Genomic DNA, 16,633 nt, shown 5'->3' with positions numbered 1-16,633 from the left:
ACCGGCCTCCGCGGCTCCGCGCGAACGGGCGACAACGAACCTACGGGCCGCAGCCGGCGAATCGGCCACGGCGAACGGCCGGGCGACAGCAGGCGTAACGGCCACGGCGAACGGCCGGGCGACAGCAGGCGTAACGGCCACCGCGAACGGCCGGGCGACAGCAGGCGGAACGGCCACCGCGAACGGCCGGGCGACAGCAGGCGTAACGGCCACCGCGAGCCAAGCGGACACGGGCTCCGACGCCCGCGAGCTCGGCCGCACGCACTTCAGCCTCAACGGCAAGCCCTTGCCCGATCACCCCCGCTTCCAGCGCCGGCCGGAGTCGCGGGCCGCGGCGGCCGGGACGCCGACGGTCGGCACCGAGCGGCAATGGCTCGGCCTCGAGGACACGACCGGGCGGTACTACGCGAAGAAGTACAAGCTGCGGGCCGTCGGGAAGCACATCGAGGTGTGGGTGGCCGACGACATCGCGTTCCCCAAGACCGACTGTCGCAAGAACGCCGTCGAGGTTTCCGATGTACAGATCGCCGGTCTGATCCATGAGTTCGACGGCACGATCTACCCGAAGGAGACCACCGCCTTCAGCACGCCGCCGAACCGGGACGGCACCAACGCGTCGATGAAGGGCGACTTCACCGGGGACGGCGACAAGACGGTCACCCTGGTCGACAACGTCCGCGACGCCAACTACTTCACCTACCCCAAGGCGGTCACCTACGTCGCCGGGTTCTTCTCGGCCCAGCTCAACGAGCTCTTCGATCGCAACGTCATGACCATCGACGCGTACGACTGGAAGCACCGTCTCGGCGCCGAGCCGGCCGACGAGCCCACCGATGATCTGTGCACGAGCCGGCCCGCGCATCCGCGGATGTACGAGGCCACGTTCGCGCACGAGTGGCAGCACCTGCTCGAGTACTACGCCGATCCCGACGAGGAGAGCTGGGTCAACGAGGGTCTGTCCGATTTTGCCCAGACACTGGTGGGGTACGTCGATGGCCGCGCGACGGTGAACGACCGGGGCAACGACAACCACCTGATCTGCTTCCAGGGCTGGGGATCGGTCAAGACCAAGTACAACGCCAACCCGCGCGCATGCGGCGGCCCGCAGAACTCGCTGAACCTCTGGGACGAGGGGGCGCCCACCGAGGTGCTCGCCGACTACGGCAACGCGTACCAGTTCATGCTCTACCTGCGCGATCGATTCGGCCCGGACGCGATCACGATGCTGCACCGGGACGGGCTGCGGCACGGCCTCGCGGGAGTGCAGGCCGCGCTGCCCGCCGGCACGAACCTCTACGACGTGATGCACGATTTCCAGACCATGACGCTCGTCGACAAGATCGTCGGCGAGGGCGGCGGCCAGATGATCGGCCTGCCGCTGGGCCGGGTCACCGCGGCGGGCCTGCGCTCCACGATCAACTTGGACAACCCGTCCGATTACGACATGCCGGGAGCCGCGCCGAACGGTGCCGACTACGTGCCGCTGCCGACGCCGCTGAAGTCCGTCTCGTTCGAGGGCGCGACGACGCTGCCGCCGCTGCCGACGGGCTGGACGGTCACCGGCAAGACCCTGTTCTCCGGCAACACGAACGATCTCGACAACGAGGCGGTCCTGCCGGTCACGGTGCCGGCGGCGGCCAAGGCGACCCTCAAGCTGGAAACTTCCTACGACATCGAGGACTCCTACGACTTCGGCTACGTCACCGTCTCGACCGACGGCGGCAAGACCTACACCGCGATCGCGGGCGATCGAACCATCGCGGGCCCGGCGGGACCTGCGCTGAGCGGGGCGAGCGGGGGCGTGGTCACGACGAACTACAGCCTCACGCCGTACGCGGGAAAGAAGGTCTTGCTGGGTTTGAGGTACACGACCGACAGCGCCGTCACCCGCGGTGGCTGGCGGATCGGCAAGATCAGTCTCGGCGACCTGACCCTCAGCGACGGCAGCACCCTGACCGGCTGGCGCTCCCCCACGATGATCGCGCCGACGCCGGTGCACGCGTGGCACGTGACGCTGGTCGGCATCGACGGCAAGCGCGCGCGGATCGTGCCGGTGGACAAGTTCGCCGACCTCAAGGGATACCCGAAGATCGTCGCCATCGTCGCCTACGACGAGCCGACCGAGAAGGTCAAGCAGTACGCCCCCTATCGTCTCGTGGTCAACGCCGTCCTCCAGCCGGGCGGCAGCGAGCCTAAGCCCCCGGCCAAGCCGATCGGGCAACCGAGCACGACGAAGCCGCCCGTCCAGCCGGTCGGCACCAAGCCGGCCTCGCCCGCGCAGCCCGGTGGCGCCAAGCCAACCCCGCCGCCCAACCACTCAGCTGAATGACGCCGCTCCCGGCCGCGGGGGCAGCGTCGAGCCGACCGGCCGCGTAGACAGGCAACGTCGAGCCAACCAGGCCGGATGACCGGGCAGCGGCAACCGATCCAGCCACGCAGCCGGATCGCGGTCGCCCGCTCAACCGGGCGGCAAGCCGTGACCGCCGCCCGGGTAAGTGGTCAGCCGGGCGGCAAGATGCCGTAGATGAGGGCCGTGGAGCCGGCGCCGGCCTTGTTGATATGGCCGCCGCAGAGCACGTAGGCGCCGGTCGGTGGCAGCTCCGCGAGGTTGGCGAGGATCTCGAGGCTGATCCGGTGTCGCTGGTAGACCAGCAGCGACACCGCGTAGGTCGTGTCGGTGCCGACGTCGGGGCTGAACGTGTCGGTGCCGGTGCCGCCCCGATAGCCGAGACGGCCGGTGTCGACCAGCCATTGCACGGTGTCGAGGGCGAATCCGGGCTGGTGCATGGCGCCGTCCGCGTCGAAGTTGAAGTAGGCGTCCGTGCCCCACTTGGCGTCCCAGCCGGTCCAGATGATCACCATGGACTCGTCGGGAATGCGGCCGTGGCGCCGTTCCCAGGCCTTGATGTCGGCGATCGTGACCTCGTAGTCGGCGTCGTGAGCGCTCTGGCGGCGCACGTCGATCTTGACCGCCGGGAGGTAGAGGTCGCCGATGTCGAGGTCGTCGGCGAGCGGCTCGCCCGCGTTGAAGTGGCCGGGCGCGCCCCAGTGCGTGCCGGTGTGCTCGCCCTCGCGGACGAACTGGAGGTAATAGCCCTCCTTCTCGATGGTGGCGATGGTCTCGAGCTCGAACGGCGGGTCGCCGGGATAGACGTTGGTAGTGGCCGGGTCGTTGACATGGGAGAGGCCGACCAGGCGCAGACGATCGAGTCTCGGCACCTCACGGCCGCCCGCCTGGGCCGCCTCACCGGTCATCATCGCCCCCGCCAGCCCGGCCGCAGCCGCGCCCATGATCTCGCGTCGTCGCATGCCATTGTGACTATCGGGTCGCACGTCGTGACGTCAATGAGCCTGGCACCATTCGCAAAACATTGACACTGTCATCATGACAGTGTCAGACTCATCAGCGTGTGGACGATGGATGAGCTAGTCGAACGAGTGCGGGAGGCCTTGGCGGCCGAATACTCCGGCGCTCCGAACGGCCGTGTCCGCGACGTCCCCGACCGCCGCGCCATCCGGTGGTATACGACGATCGGCCTCGTCGACCGCCCGCTCGGCATGCGTGGGCGCACCGCGCTCTACGGCCCGCGCCACCTGCAGCAACTGGTGGCGATCAAGCGCTGGCAGGCGCAGGGCCGCAGTCTCGCGCAGATCCAGGCCGACTTCGCCTGGCTGACGCCCGAGGGGCTGTCCGACGCCTCCCGGGTCCCCGAGGGTCTGCTCGAGGGGGGCGACGAGGCTGCCGGCGGCGACGCCGCCAAGCCCGACATTGTGTTCCGGCCCCGATTCTGGGCAGACAGTCCGGCAAAGGCCGACAGTCCGGCGAAGGCGGACCGCCTCGCGAGGGCCGGCAGCTCGGCGCCGGAAATACCCGTTCCCTCGGCCGCCGACAACGCCGCCGCTCCGGTTCATGGCGTGGCGCTCGCCCCCGGCGTCGTCCTGCTGCTCCCCTACCCCGTCTCCGACACCGACCGCGTCGAGATCGCCGCGGCCGCCGCACCACTGCTGACCATGCTCGAGTCCCGTGGCCTGATCGATGGGAGAACGTCATGACCCTTTCCGTGACTCCGATGAGCCCGGCCGAGCTGGGCCGCATCCGCATCTTGCCCGACGCCGGCTTCGGACGGCTGACCACCGACCGCGGCAACCTGCCGCTCGACCGGCTCGACGTGCGGGCCCGGCTCAGCGGCCTGGTCGCCCACACGGTGGTGGTGACCGAGTTCGTCAACGCCCACGACACCGCGCTCGAGGCGACCTACGTTTTCCCGCTGCCCGATCGGGCCGCGGTCACCGGGATGAAGATGACCGCCGACGACCGCACGGTCGAGGCCGAGCTTCAGGAGCGGGGTGCGGCCCGGGAGGCGTACGACCAGGCGATCGCCGCCGGCAAGCGCGCCTCGATCGCCGAGGAGGAGCGGCCCGACGTGTTCACCATGCGGGTCGGCAACATCCTGCCCGGCGAGCGCGTGGTGATCGAGCTGAGCCTGGTCGGCCCGCTGCCGTTCGAGGACGGCGCGGCCACGTTCCGGTTCCCGCTGGTCGTGGCCCCGCGCTACGTCCCCGGCACACCGCTGCCCGGCCCCTACGTCGGCGACGGCCAGACCCCCGACACCGATGCCGTTCCGGACGCGTCGCGCATCTCGCCGCCTGTGTTGCTGCCTGGCTTTCCCAACCCGCTGCGCCTGTCCATCGGCGTCGAGATCGACCCGGCCGGCCTGACGCTCGGCGAGGTCCGGTCCAGCCTGCACACGGTCAGCGAGCGCGAGGGCGTGCTGAGCATCGCGCCGGGCGAGCGCGCCGACCGCGACTTCGTGCTGCGCATCGGCTACGCGGGCGGCGGCGAGACCGCGATCGCGGTGCCCGACGAGTCCGGCGACGAGCCCGGCGGCGTCTACCAGCTGGTCGTGCTGCCGCCCGACGACACCGCCGGGCCGCGCCCGAAGGACGTGGTGCTGCTGCTCGACCGCTCCGGCAGCATGGGCGGCTGGAAGATGGTGGCCGCCCGCCGGGCCGCGGCCCGCGTGGTCGACACGCTCACGTCCGCCGACCGTTTCGCCGTGCTGACCTTCGACCATCAGATCGACCGGCCCGCCGACCTGGGTGACGGGCTGTCCGAGGCGAGCGACCGCAATCGTTTCCGCGCCGTCGAGCACCTGTCCCGGGCCGACGCCCGCGGCGGCACCGAGCTGCTCGCGCCGCTCGAGTCGGGGCTGAAGCTGCTGCAGGTCAGCGAGGGTCGTGACCGGGTGCTGGTGCTGGTCACGGACGGCCAGGTGGGCAACGAGGATCAGATCGTCCACGACGTGACCCCGCTGATCGGCGCCACCCGGATCCACACGATCGGGATCGACCGGGCGGTCAACGCAGGCTTCCTGGGCCGGCTCGCGGCGCTCGGCGGCGGGCGGGCCGAGCTGGTGGAGAGCGAGGATCGGCTGGACGAGGCGATGGAGCACATCCACCGACGGATCGGCGCGCCGGTCGTCACCGACCTGGCCGTGACCGGCGGCGGCCTGCGGCTCCTCGACGACGAGCGGGCCCCGGCCCGGCTGCCGGGCCTTTACCCGGGCGTTCCGCTCGTGGTCGCCGGCCGGTTCGCCGGAAAGCCCGGCGGCAGCATCACCGTCACCGGTCGGACCCGGGACGACCGCGAGTTCCGCACCACGATCGACGTGCGGGAGCGCACCGAGCCCGCGATCACGGCCCAGTGGGCGCGGGCGCGGCTGCGCGACCTCGAGGACGCCTACGCGGCCGGCGACCGCAGCCTCGAGGGGCGGATCGTCGCGACCTCGCTGCGATACGGCGTGCTGTGCCGGTTCACGGCGTTCGTGGCGGTCGACAGCCGGGTTGTGAACGAGGGCGGCGAGACCAAGCGAGTCACCCAGCCGGTCGAGCTGCCGTCGGGCTGGGAGGCCGATGTGGACGCCGCTCCCATGCTCATGCGGATGAGCGCGGTCGCGCCGCTGCCGCCGCCCGCCGCCGGAGCGCCGGCGATGCCTCCGGGCATGCCCGCTCCGGGCGGGCCGCCCCGGTTCGCTCCGGCGCGCGCCGACGGGCGTGCCACCCGGTCCCGGGCGATGCAGACGTTCGCGGCCGTTCCGGGAGCGATGCGGGCCAGTAAGGCGTTCGCTCCGGGCGGGGCCGCGCTGTCGCTCGACCAGGTGCGCGAGATCGCCCGGATCGAGGCCGGGCGGCTGCGCGAGGCGGCCGATCGGCCGGCCTACGAGCGGCGGGATGCGCTCGACGACCTGGCGAGCCGGCTCACCGTGCTGCTCGGGTCGCTGCCGGGCGACGAGTATGCCCCGCTGCGCGACCTGCTCACCGTGCTGAACGACGGCGACCGGACGCTTGATGAGAAGTGGGGCGCGGCGTTCGAGGCGATGGCCGGCTTCGGCGGCGAAGCACCGGGGTCGGGGCCGAGCACCGGCGCCGGTGGCCGCGCTGGTGGCGGCGGCGGCGGTGGCGGCGGTGAAGCGTCGGGCGGGCCCGGCGGCGCAACCGGCGAACGCCCGTCGCGCAAGGCGTTCTGGAAACGCTGAACGACGGATGCCCCGCCCTCGAAGCGAGGGCGGGGCATCCCCATCACGCGCGGGCCCCTGGGCGTCAGCGCACCGGCGGGAGCACCTTGGCGGCGCCGGTTGCGGGCTGGCCGTGGGCGGCGATCTCGGCGGCCGACGCGGTGCCGAGGTCGAAAGCGTCGGCGGTCGTCGGGGACGGCTTGCCGGCGTCGTCGGTCAGTGGGGTTCGGAACGGCTGCTGGTCGCCCACGCAGGTGGTGCCGGCGGTGGGCAGGGCACGGTAGAGGAGGTAGCGGTCGGTGATGCCCGTGGCGCAGGACGACGTGCCGTAGGCGGTGTGGCCCCAGTTGTTGCTGGACAGCAGGCGGCTGTTGGGCAGCAGCTTGGACGACGTCACGGCGTCGGCGTAGTTGGTGGCCGGGTCCCAGAAGCTCCCTACGAACAGAACGGGGTACCTGGTGTGTTTGGTGAACGGTCCGGTGTAGGCGTCCTCGTCGCGCACCGTCCAGTTGTCACGGGCGCACTGCACGCTCGCCCACGCCCACGCGCGGCCGAAGTAGGTGGCGCGCTTGTCGGCTCGGGCGGCGGCCTTCGGCCACGACGCTCCGGTGGCGGGGTGTCGGCCGTCGGTGCACATCACGGCGGCGTACGCGTCGAAGCTGTTGTCGTAGGGGAAAGCCCGGCCCTCGGCCTGGCGGCGCATGCGGCCGACCCGGTTGGCCGCCGCGGTCAGTTTGGCCTTGGTCGGCACGTGGCCGGGCGTGGTCAGCTCGAAGAGCTCGGCCGCCAGCCCGGTGACCTGGGCCCCGGCGTCGGGCTCGTAGAGGGCGCCCAGCACCATGCCGATGAACTGCGCGTAGGTGACCGTCTCGCTGTCGACGGTGAGCGGCCGCTTCTTGAGGCGCTCGGCGAGCACCCGGAAGTTGCGCATCGGGCTCGCGCTGAACGCGCACTTCGTCTTTCCGGCCAGGCCGCAGCGGCGCAGGATCTCGGAGAGCGCCTTCCACGCGCCGTCGGCCGAGCGGAGGCGGTCGTCCTGGATCTGGTTGCCGGTCTTCGTGCCGCCGACCCAGGCCTGCGGGTTGATGACGCCGTCGACGGCGATCGCGCGGAAGCGGTCGGGGAACATGTTGGCGTAGTACTGGCCGAGCGCGGTGCCGTAGCTGAACCCCAGGTAGGTCAGCTTGCTGTCGCCGACGGCGCGGCGCATGACGTCCATGTCGCGGGCGACCTCGGCGGTCGACATGGCGCCGGCCAGCTCGCGGCCGGTGGTCGAGCAGGCGCGCGCCTCCTTGCCGGCGGCCCGGATGAAGGCCTTCTCCTGGGCGGCGCCCACCGGGAAGCCGATGCCGAGCTCCCGCATCGTGGGCGACTGCCGGCCCTCGTCGCCGAAGCAGTTGACCTGGTCGCTGAAGCCGATGCCACGCGGGTCCATGCCGACGATGTCGAAGCGGTCGAGCAGAGCGTTACTCATGAAGTACGGGGCGGCCAGCGCCATGGTGACGCCCGAGCCGCCGGGACCGCCGGGGTTCACGAAGAGGCTGCCGATGCGGTGTTTCTGGTCGCGGGCCTTGACCCGGAGCAGGGCGAGGCTGACCTGCTTGCCGTGCGGGTTGTCGTAGTCGAGCGGGACCTGGGCGGTCGCGCACTGGCCCCACTCGTAGCAGGGGTACCACCGGAGGTTCGGCGTGGCGACCGCGTCGACCCGGCGCCGCTCGGCGTCCGACGTGCGCTCTCCGGTGACCGCTTTCGCCCTGGTCGGCGGGGAGGCGGCGGTCGGCGGCGAGGCGCCGGTCGGCGGGGAGGCGGCGGTCGCCGGTTGCGGTGCGATGACCAGCGCGAGACTCGCGGCTCCGGCCGCGAGCAGACGGCCGGCCGCGACGAAGCGGCGGGCGGCGGGCGGGCGGGCGGGCGGTTACGGACTCACGGTCAGCGGCCTGCGGACGGCCGGTTGCGGACTCCCGCCTAATCGTGGACAGGCGGCCGGTTGCGGACTCACGGCCGACCGCGGATACGCGGCCGGCCGGGAGCAGACGGGTGAGCGGCATGAGTGACCTTCCTGATCGCCCGGCGCCCATCTCGCCCCGGATGTACAGAAAGGTAGGTTCGCGGCGGATCCGCTCGGTTTGCCGTCGCGGTGTATCTCCGTTGCCGGTTCCGGCCGCCCACGGCATCGCCGGCCCGCCGGTTCCGGCCGCCCACGGCATCGCCGGCCCGCCGGTGCCGGCTTCTGTCGGCTACCCGACCCCGCTCGCGGCCGTCCGGACGGCCCTCGCATCGGCGCAGGTCACTGCGTCCGTTCTCGGCCCGGAACGCCCCGAAGGCCGCATCGAGCGGAAAGTCGAATCTTCGGCGGTCGGCGAGTCGTGGAGCGGCGCGGGTAGGTTGGGCGGTCGATCGTCTTATGAGGGCTCGATGGCGGCGGGTGAATCGTGACGGACGAGGACCACGGCGAGGAGCGGGATCCCCTGCTCGTGCGGCCGTACATCCGCGACTCCGACGTGCCCGGTGACGATCCATCCACGCTGACCTGGCCGTCGGCCACCACGCGCGAGGTGCGGTCGCACCGGGCGCTCGAAGGAGCCGACGACCCGACCGCGGTGCTGTTCCTGCCGGAGGTGGCCAGGCGCAAGCGGGAGCGGAACGGCCGGCGCCGGCTGCTCGTCGTGCTCGCGGCCTGTGCGTTCCTGCTGATCGGCGCGGGCGCGGCCGGGTTCGCGGCGCTGCGGTCGAACACCCGGCCCGCCGGACCGGCGGCGCTGCCGGACGCGCCGATCCCGGCACTGAGCGGGCTGGTTCCGGCGCCGCCCGCCGCCCCGCCCAGCAGCGGGGCCGGATCGGCCTCGCCGTCGGCGCATCGGTCGGCGAGCCACCGGGCGTCCGCGACGGCGAGCGCGAACGGATCCGGCGCTGACGGAACAGGCGCCAACGGAACGGGCGCGAACGGTAGCAGCGCGAATGGAACCGGCGCGAGCGCGCCGGCAGCGTCCGCCACCACGTCGGCGGCCGCGCCCGCCGGCAACGGCGGAAAGACGACCACGCCGGCGGCGCTCGCCCCGAAACCGGCGGGCGACAGCGTCGGCACGATCCGCGGGCAGAACGGGCTGTGCCTCGATCTCAACGGGGCGGTGGCCGTCGACTTCAACCACGTTCAGGTGTTCACCTGTAACGGGTCGGACGCCCAGCGGTGGACGCTCGCGACCGACGGCACGCTGCGGGTGATGGGCAAGTGTGCGCTCGTCGCCGGCGATGGCACCGTGCACATCACGGGGTGCGACGGGCGGACGACCGAGCAATGGCGCGCCGCCGGCCAGGTGGTGGTCAACGCGTCCAACGCGAAGTGCCTGACCGATCCTTCGTCGGGGACCGCCTCCGGCACGGGGGTCACGGTCACGACCTGCGGCGGCAGCGCCGGCCAACGGTGGTCCCTGCCCTGACCCAGCGGCCGGCCGGCGGAAACTGCGCCGGCGCGGTACGGGCCAAAGGGAGGGACGATCAGAGGGACTGAGCCAACGACCGACCCGCAGCACGCCCACTGAAGATGCACCCGCCGAGGAACGTTCCCTCCAGGGCGTTGTACCCGTGCACTCCCCCGCCCCCGAAGCCCGCGACCTCCCCGGCCGCGTACAGGCCCGGGATCACGACCCCATCCGCGGACAACGCACGGGACGAAAGATCCGTCTGGATGCCGCCCAGCGACTTCCGCGTCAGAATGTGCAGCTTGATGCCGATCAGGGGGCCGGCGGCCGGGTCCAGGATGCGGTGCGGAGACACGGTGCGGCCCAGACGGTCACCGCGGTAGCGGCGTGAGTTGTGGATGCCCTGGATCTGGGAGTCCTTCGAGAACGGGTTGGCGACCTGGCGATCCCGCGCCTCGATCTGGGCCCGGATGCGTGCGGCGTCGAGCGGTGGCGCATCGGTCAGCTTGTTCATGCCGGCGATCAGCTCGTCCAGCTCGGACGCCACCACGAAGTCGGCGCCGTTGCGCTTGAACGCCTCGACCGGCTCCGGCGCGCCCTTGCCCAGGATCCGCGAACGGATGAACGCGCGGCGGTCCTTGGCGGTGATGTCCGGGTTCTGCTCGGACCCCGACAGCGCGAACTCCTTGCGGATGATCTTCTGGGTGAGAATGAACCAGGAGTGGTCGTACGCGGCGATGTCCGGCGTGGTGCGCAGATGGCGCAGCGTGCTCAGGGTGTCGTAGCCGGGCAGGCACGGGTCGGGCAGGCGCCGGCCGAGCGCGTCGAACCACATCGACGACGGCGCGGGCAGGATGCGGATGCCGTGGCCGGGCCAGATCGGGTCCCAGTTGCGGATGCCCTCGGTGTAGTGCCACATGCGGTCGCGGTTGACCAGGCGCGCGCCCGCCGCGTCGGCGATGTCGAGCATGCGGCCGTCGACGTACTCCGGCACGCCGGTGACCATGCTGCTCGGTGGGGTCCCGAGGCGGGACGGCCAGTAACGCCGTACGAGATCATGATTGCCCCCGATACCGCCGGTGGTGACGACGACGGCTTGGGCGGTGAGTTCGAAATCGCCGGTCTCGTCCCGATTCGACGCGACACCACGCGCGGCAACGTCGGGAGCGAGGAGCTTTCCGCGTACGCCCGAAACTGCTCCCGCCGAAACGACCAGCTCATCCACCCGGTGGCGGTGATGGAACGTGACCAGGCCGGCATCGGCGGCACGCTTCACCGACGCGACGAAAGGCGCGACCACCCCGGTGCCTGTCCCCCAGGTGACGTGGAAGCGAGGCACCGAGTTGCCGTGGCCGTCCGCGCGCAGATCGCCGCGCTCGGCCCAGCCCACGGTCGGAAGCCAGCTCATCCCGAGGGAGGAGAGCCAGGAGCGCTTCTCGCCCGCCGCGAACTCGACGTACGCGCGGGCCCATCGGACGGCCCACTCGTCCTCGCCCGAGGAAGCAAGGCGGTCGAACTGCGCGCTGCCCTGCCAATCCTGCCAAGCAAGATCGAACGAATCCCGTACGCCGAGACGCCGCTGCTCGGGCGTGTCGACCAGGAACAGGCCACCGAACGACCAGAACGCCTGCCCGCCGAGGTTGGCCGCGTTCTCCTGATCGACGAGCGCGACCCGCTTGCCGGCCGCGACGAGTTCATGGGTGGCGACCAGACCGGCGAGGCCCGCGCCGACGACGATGACGTCCGCATTCACGATTCAAGAATGTATCGGATACGGGAATGTATTGGGTAGGGTTCGACGCGTGCGGGTCACGAAGAGGCGGGCGGCGACGCGGGCCCGGCTGCTCGACGCGGCGTTCGAGGTGTTCGCGGCGAAGGGTTTCGGCCCGGCGCGCATCGACGACGTCTGCGAGGCGGCCGGCTTCACGCGCGGCGCGTTCTACTCCAACTTCGGCACGCTCGACGAGCTCTTCTTCGCCCTCTACGACGAGCGCGCCGCGATCATCTCGGGCCAGGTGGCCGCCGCGCTCACGGCCGACGAGGGCGCGCCGCTCGAACCCTCCATCCACGCGGTGATCGCCCGCACCGCGGCAACGCTCCTGCTCGACCGCGACTGGCTCCTGGTCAAGAGCGATTTCCTCCTGTACGCCGCGCGGCACCCGGAAGTGGCGAGCCGGCTCGCCGCCCATCGAGCCGAGTTACGGACCGCGATCGAGGCGCGGTTACTCGCCGTGCAGGGCCGTCTCGCCCTGCCGCCCGGAGTGGCCGACGTCCCCGCGGCGGCCCGCGCGGTGGTCGCCGCTTATGACGGGGTGACGGTCCAGCTGCTGCTCGACGGCGACCTGGCGGCCGCCCGCGCGTGGCTGACCCAGTTGCTCACCGCGCTGCTGATCCGCTGACCGCCGCCGCCCCGCGCGTATGCGTAAGCAGAGCGATGAGCCCGAGGCCTGCCGGAACCGCCGCGCGTATGCGTAAGCAGAGCGATGAACCCAAGGCCCGCCGGAGCCGCCGCGCGTATGCGTAAGCAGAGCGATGAACCCAAGGCCCGCGGGAGCCGCCGCGCGTATGCGTAAGCAGAGCGATGAGCCCGAGGCCCGCCGGAGCCGCCGCGCGTATGCGTAAGCAGAGCAAAGGGCGGCGGTCAGGCCGCGATGTCGTCGGCCGTCGCGGCCAGGACGCCGCGCACCGCGTCCAGCACCTCGTCGTCGACGCCGAGGCCGGCCAGGACGCCGACCAAGTAGGCGCCGACCAGGTCGTAATGCTCGCGGGCGATGCCCAGGCCCGCGTGGGCGGTGCGCAGCTCACGGCCCGAATAGTCGTCGGGGCCGCCCAGCACCTGGCTCAGCAGCGCCACCATGTGGGACTTGAGATGATCTATGTCGACGGTCAGGAAGTAGGGCTCCAGGCGGTCGTCGGCGAGGATCACGCGGTAGAGGCGGTCGACCGCCTCGGTCACCGCCGGTTCGCCACCCACCCGCTCGTAAAAGGTTGTGTCCACTGTGTCCTCCCGCGCCACAAACTAGCCCACCCGGCGGCCCCGCGTGGTCCCGTCCGGGTGTCCGTTTCAGCGCTGGGCGAGGGTGTCGAAGAGGTCGACGCCGTGGGCCTTGGCGTGGGCGACCAGTAAGCGGCTCACCAGCTGGGCCAGCGCCACGCGGTCGCGGGGCGGCAGCAGCGCCAGCAGGGACTGGACGTCGGCCTCGAAGCGGGCGCCGGCCGAGGCCGCCAGCTCGCGGCCCTCGTCGGTGAGGCTCACCAGCACCGAACGGCGGTCGGCCGCGGACGGGATGCGCGCCACCAGGCCCCGGCGCTCGGCCCGGTCGACCAGCCCGCTGACGCTCGACTTGTCCAGCCCCAGCAGCTTGGCCAGCTCATTCATGGTGGGCCGCCGGTCGCGCAGCACGCCGAGCAGCCGGGTCTGCACGAGCGAGAGGTCGTGCTCGGCCGCTCGGCGCTCGAGCGTGCCCTGCACGAGGAACGAGAGCTGAGCCAGGCCGTCGACCGCGCCGAGAGTGTCCATGTGAGCAGACTACTTGCTTTAGTTCGTGGCACCAACTAGATTGGTTTGTGCCACGAACTAAACACGAACCACCGGAGGACACCATGGAGATGAACGCCGCGGTCGTGACCTCGTTCGACGAGCCGCCGCACTACCGGAGCTTCGATGTTCCGCGGCCGCGCGACGGCGAGATCGTCGTCGACGTGCTCGCGGTGGGCCTGCACCCGCGCACCCGCAGCGGCGCCGCCGGCAAGCACTACACCAGCACCGGCACGCTGCCGATGATCCCGGGCGTCGACGGCGTCGGCCGCCGCCCGGACGGCAAGGTGGTCTATTTCGTCGCCGACGACGACGTGATCGGCACGATGGCCGACCAGGCCGTGGTCGACCCGCGCCGCACGATCGAGCTGCCCGAGGGCGCCGACGTCACGAAGATCGCCGCGGCCATGAACCCGGCGATGTCGTCCTGGGTCGCGCTGCGCCGGCGCGTGCCGATCCGGCCCGGCCAGAGCGTGCTTGTGCTCGGCGCGGGCGGGAACGCCGGCTCGATGGCCATGAGGATCGCCACGTTGCTGGGCGCCGGCGAGGTGGTCGGGGCCGCCCGCAACCCCGGCCCGGGCCTGCTCGGCCTGGACGAGGTGGGCAAGGCCGCGAACGTCGACATCGTGCTCGACTACCTGTGGGGCGAGCCGGCCCAGCGGGCGATCGTCACGATGCTGACCGCCCGGGAAGAGCGGGACCGGCTGCTCGACTGGGTGCAGATCGGCTCGGTGGCCGGACCGACGATCGAGCTGCCGTCGGTGGCGCTGCGCTCGGCCAACTTCCGCCTCCAGGGCACCGGTCAGGGTGCGGTCAGCCCCCGGGCGTACCTGGCCGAGCTTCCCGCTTTGATCGGCGAGATCGGCGCCGGGCGGATCGCGGTCGCGCCCCGCCCGGTGCCGCTTGCCGAGGTGGAGCAGGCGTGGGCCCGCCCGGACGAGCCGGGCGAGCGCACGGTCCTCATTCCCTGACGCGGGTCAGGGCCCACTGACGATGCTCGTCACCTGGTGGCCGCTGTTCACGGCCGCGCCGGTGTTGTTGATGACGTGGCTGATCGTGCCGGTGCCACCGAGCGACACCGTCACCAGGTCGTGGAACTTGACCCCGGAGACGGCCGGCACCTCGAACGCGTGGGCGTTCACGACGGCCGGGTTGACGTTGAAGTAGCAGTAGCTGCCCAGGCCCCACGCCTCGTGGCTGGTGACCGAGGCGCCGACCTTGTACGCCGCCCAGCCCTGGGTGGAACCGTTCATGTAGGCGGCCTGGTTCGGCGGGTCGTACGGCATCTCGTTCTGGTAGAAGTAGGTCCGCCCGCCGTTGCCGTTCCAGATCGTCTGGTATTGCTGATAGTGCTCGACGAACAGGCCGTAGAAGGTCACGTTCTGGCCGTTGACGATCAGGCCGTTCCGGGCGGTGTTGACGTTCCAGCCCACCGTGCCGCCGTTGCCGTGGTCGGCCCGCCAGATCCAGGCGTGGTCGCCGATCACGTTGCTGCTGTTGATCTCGACGCTCACCGTGGCCTTGCCCGCGATCGAGCCGCCGATGCGCACGAAGACGTCGGAGAGCACGGTCGGGTTGGCGGCGTGCGACGCCGTCGAGCCGGCCGGGCCGACCTGCAGCAGGATGTTGCTGTTGGTGGTGCCGGCGTCGAGCAGCACGCCGGCCAGCCGGACGCCGTCGACGTCGGCGACGTGGATGGCGTCGACGCCGCCGTCCGGGACGAACGTGGCCAGGCCGAGGCCGAGGATCACGGTGCTCGCCCGGTTCACGTTCAGTGTCTGGTTCAGGTGGTAGACACCGGGCGTGACGAGCAGGTTCTTACCGGCCGCGAGCGCCGCGTTGATCGTGGACGCGGTGTCACCGGACTTGACCACGTAGAACGTGCTGATCGGTAGCGAGGTGCCGGCCGGCGAGCCCGCGGACCAGGTGGTGCCGCTGGCGTTCGACCTCAGCGACGGGACGAAGACCTGGTACGCGCCGGTGCCGTCCACGTACAGGTAAGGCTTCTCGGCGATGGCCGGCGCGGAACCGACCGTGGTGAACGGCGGCGACGGGAAGCTCTGCGCCGGCGCGCCCGGGCTGCCGACGAAGACCTGGTTCCAGTTCGAGCCGTTCCAGCTGCCCATCTGCGAGTTGCGGGTGATGAACTGCTGCTGCGACCCGGACTGGATCTGCCCGTCGACCTTGGAGTCGGCGATGAAACCGCCCGACGACCAGCCACCGTCGGAGAGCGCCAGGTTTCCGCGGACGTGCATGCGACGGTACGGCGCGGCCTGCGACACGGCCCAGCGATCAAGCCCGTCCGACGGCACCACGTTGAGGCCCTCGGCCGAGCGCCAGAAGTTCTGGGTGGCGTTCTGCGACCCGTCCGGCCACCAGTCGGCCTCGACGTGCACGTGGCCGTTGATCGTCACCTGGTCGGGCGTCAGGCCGAGGCCGGCGACCTGGGTGAAGAAGCCGACGTTGGCGTCGACGTTGTACGAGCCCGGCTTGAACAGCAGGGCGTAGCGCTGGTTGCCGAACTGGTTGCTGACCTGCGAGTTGAAGACGCTGGTCAGCTTGCTCTGGATGGTCGACGCCGACATCGACGGGTCGAAGACGCTGACGTTCGGGCCCAGGTCCGGGTTGTTCGGGTTGGACGGCACGGTGGTGGGCGGGGTGGTCGGCGGCGTCGTCGTTCCTCCCGAGAAGGTCCACTTCTGGTTGGCCGAGCCGGCGCAGTCCCAGATCTGCAGCTTGGCGCCATCCGCGGTGTTGTTGTCCTTGACGTCCAGGCACTTGCCGGCCGCGTTGTTGACGAGAGCGCCGGCCGCGGAGAGCGTCCACTTCTGGGTCGCCACCGTGTCGAAGCAGTCCCACAGGTGCACCACCGCGCCGTTGGCGGTCGAGTTGTTGGCGATGTCCAGGCACTTGCCCCGGCCCTGCACCGAGCCGTTGTCGGCGAGGGTCCACTGCTGGTTCTGGTTCCCGCCGGTGCAGCTCCACAACTGCGGCTGGTTGCCGTTCGCCGTCGAGCCGTTGGTGACGTCGAGGCACTTGCCGTTCAGTGACGACACGAGCGTGCCCGAGGACGCGGCGAAGGCGGACGTGATTCCCACGACGCCGATCGCCCCCACGACGGCTGCCATCAACGTACCGGCCAATATCCTTCGATTTTTCAT

13 protein-coding genes are annotated in these 16,633 nt (G+C 71.2%); 7 read left to right on the top strand and 6 right to left on the bottom strand.

The window, feature by feature from the left end; all coding sequences use genetic code 11:
• Positions 1-286: 286 nt before the first annotated feature.
• Positions 287-2,329, top strand: a complete 2,043-nt coding sequence (locus ACZ6TB_RS09955) for a peptidase M6 immune inhibitor A (protein ID WP_465552654.1) — start codon at positions 287-289, stop codon at positions 2,327-2,329.
• A 170-nt stretch (positions 2,330-2,499) separates the two neighbouring features.
• Here ACZ6TB_RS09955 and ACZ6TB_RS09950 read toward each other — a convergent pair whose 3' ends face one another.
• The gene (locus ACZ6TB_RS09950) at positions 2,500-3,309 is read right to left on the bottom strand and encodes a cyclase family protein (RefSeq protein WP_465552652.1); all 810 of its coding nucleotides are present in this window, start codon (positions 3,307-3,309) and stop codon (positions 2,500-2,502) included.
• 108 nt (positions 3,310-3,417) lie between these two features.
• Between ACZ6TB_RS09950 and ACZ6TB_RS09945 the strand changes: the two genes are divergently transcribed.
• Both ACZ6TB_RS09945 and ACZ6TB_RS09940 read left to right on the top strand, forming a co-directional pair.
• Positions 3,418-4,053, top strand: a complete 636-nt coding sequence (locus ACZ6TB_RS09945) for a MerR family transcriptional regulator (protein ID WP_465553639.1) — start codon at positions 3,418-3,420, stop codon at positions 4,051-4,053.
• Positions 4,050-6,536 (top strand): VIT domain-containing protein, encoded by a 2,487-nt coding sequence (locus ACZ6TB_RS09940; RefSeq protein ID WP_465552650.1) that lies wholly within the window; start codon positions 4,050-4,052, stop codon positions 6,534-6,536. Before ACZ6TB_RS09945 ends, ACZ6TB_RS09940 begins: the two co-directional genes overlap by 4 nt.
• Positions 6,537-6,600: 64 nt before the next feature.
• Here the strand turns inward: ACZ6TB_RS09940 and ACZ6TB_RS09935 are convergent, their stop codons facing one another.
• A complete protein-coding gene (locus tag ACZ6TB_RS09935) occupies positions 6,601-8,049 on the bottom strand; it encodes an alpha/beta fold hydrolase (protein WP_465552648.1) in 1,449 nt (482 codons plus the stop codon).
• 154 nt (positions 8,050-8,203) lie between these two features.
• On the opposite strand from ACZ6TB_RS09935, the gene ACZ6TB_RS09930 reads away from it, so the two are divergent.
• A complete protein-coding gene (locus tag ACZ6TB_RS09930; RefSeq protein ID WP_465552646.1) occupies positions 8,204-8,569 on the top strand; it encodes a hypothetical protein in 366 nt (121 codons plus the stop codon).
• 378 nt (positions 8,570-8,947) lie between these two features.
• On the top strand, positions 8,948-9,952 hold the full coding sequence (locus ACZ6TB_RS09925) for a ricin-type beta-trefoil lectin domain protein (protein ID WP_465552644.1): 1,005 nt from the start codon (positions 8,948-8,950) through the stop codon (positions 9,950-9,952).
• A gap of 58 nt (positions 9,953-10,010) precedes the next feature.
• Here ACZ6TB_RS09925 and ACZ6TB_RS09920 read toward each other — a convergent pair whose 3' ends face one another.
• A complete protein-coding gene (locus tag ACZ6TB_RS09920) occupies positions 10,011-11,687 on the bottom strand; it encodes an FAD-binding dehydrogenase (protein ID WP_465552642.1) in 1,677 nt (558 codons plus the stop codon).
• Positions 11,688-11,736: 49 nt separating this feature from the next.
• Between ACZ6TB_RS09920 and ACZ6TB_RS09915 the strand changes: the two genes are divergently transcribed.
• Positions 11,737-12,333, top strand: a complete 597-nt coding sequence (locus ACZ6TB_RS09915; protein WP_465552640.1) for a TetR/AcrR family transcriptional regulator — start codon at positions 11,737-11,739, stop codon at positions 12,331-12,333.
• A 242-nt stretch (positions 12,334-12,575) separates the two neighbouring features.
• On the opposite strand, the gene ACZ6TB_RS09910 is transcribed toward ACZ6TB_RS09915, so the two are convergent.
• Positions 12,576-12,932 carry a group I truncated hemoglobin gene (locus ACZ6TB_RS09910; RefSeq protein ID WP_465552638.1) on the bottom strand — a complete coding sequence of 119 codons (357 nt, stop codon included), beginning with the start codon at positions 12,930-12,932 and terminating at the stop codon, positions 12,576-12,578.
• Positions 12,933-12,998: 66 nt separating this feature from the next.
• Complete coding sequence (locus tag ACZ6TB_RS09905) at positions 12,999-13,454, bottom strand: MarR family winged helix-turn-helix transcriptional regulator (protein WP_465552636.1); 456 nt, start codon at positions 13,452-13,454, stop codon at positions 12,999-13,001.
• 83 nt (positions 13,455-13,537) lie between these two features.
• On the opposite strand from ACZ6TB_RS09905, the gene ACZ6TB_RS09900 reads away from it, so the two are divergent.
• A complete protein-coding gene (locus ACZ6TB_RS09900; RefSeq protein ID WP_465552634.1) occupies positions 13,538-14,443 on the top strand; it encodes a quinone oxidoreductase family protein in 906 nt (301 codons plus the stop codon).
• 6 nt (positions 14,444-14,449) lie between these two features.
• Here ACZ6TB_RS09900 and ACZ6TB_RS09895 read toward each other — a convergent pair whose 3' ends face one another.
• Entirely contained in the window at positions 14,450-16,633 is a 2,184-nt protein-coding gene (locus tag ACZ6TB_RS09895; protein WP_465552632.1) for a ricin-type beta-trefoil lectin domain protein, read from the bottom strand.

This window comes from Actinoplanes sp. NPDC051537 (assembly GCF_055586105.1).
The sequence above is the reverse complement of the archived record's forward strand: the minus strand, read 5'-3'. Positions and strand labels throughout refer to the sequence as shown.

Coding starts and splice junctions, on each gene's coding strand:
- ACZ6TB_RS09950 (WP_465552652.1), bottom strand. CDS start 3,309: ATGCGACGACGCGAGATCATGGGCGCGGCTGCGGCCGGGCTGGCGGGG.
- ACZ6TB_RS09945 (WP_465553639.1), top strand. CDS start 3,418: ATGGATGAGCTAGTCGAACGAGTGCGGGAGGCCTTGGCGGCCGAATAC.
- ACZ6TB_RS09940 (WP_465552650.1), top strand. CDS start 4,050: ATGACCCTTTCCGTGACTCCGATGAGCCCGGCCGAGCTGGGCCGCATC.
- ACZ6TB_RS09905 (WP_465552636.1), bottom strand. CDS start 13,454: ATGGACACTCTCGGCGCGGTCGACGGCCTGGCTCAGCTCTCGTTCCTC.
- ACZ6TB_RS09900 (WP_465552634.1), top strand. CDS start 13,538: ATGGAGATGAACGCCGCGGTCGTGACCTCGTTCGACGAGCCGCCGCAC.
- ACZ6TB_RS09895 (WP_465552632.1), bottom strand. CDS start 16,633: ATGAAAAATCGAAGGATATTGGCCGGTACGTTGATGGCAGCCGTCGTG.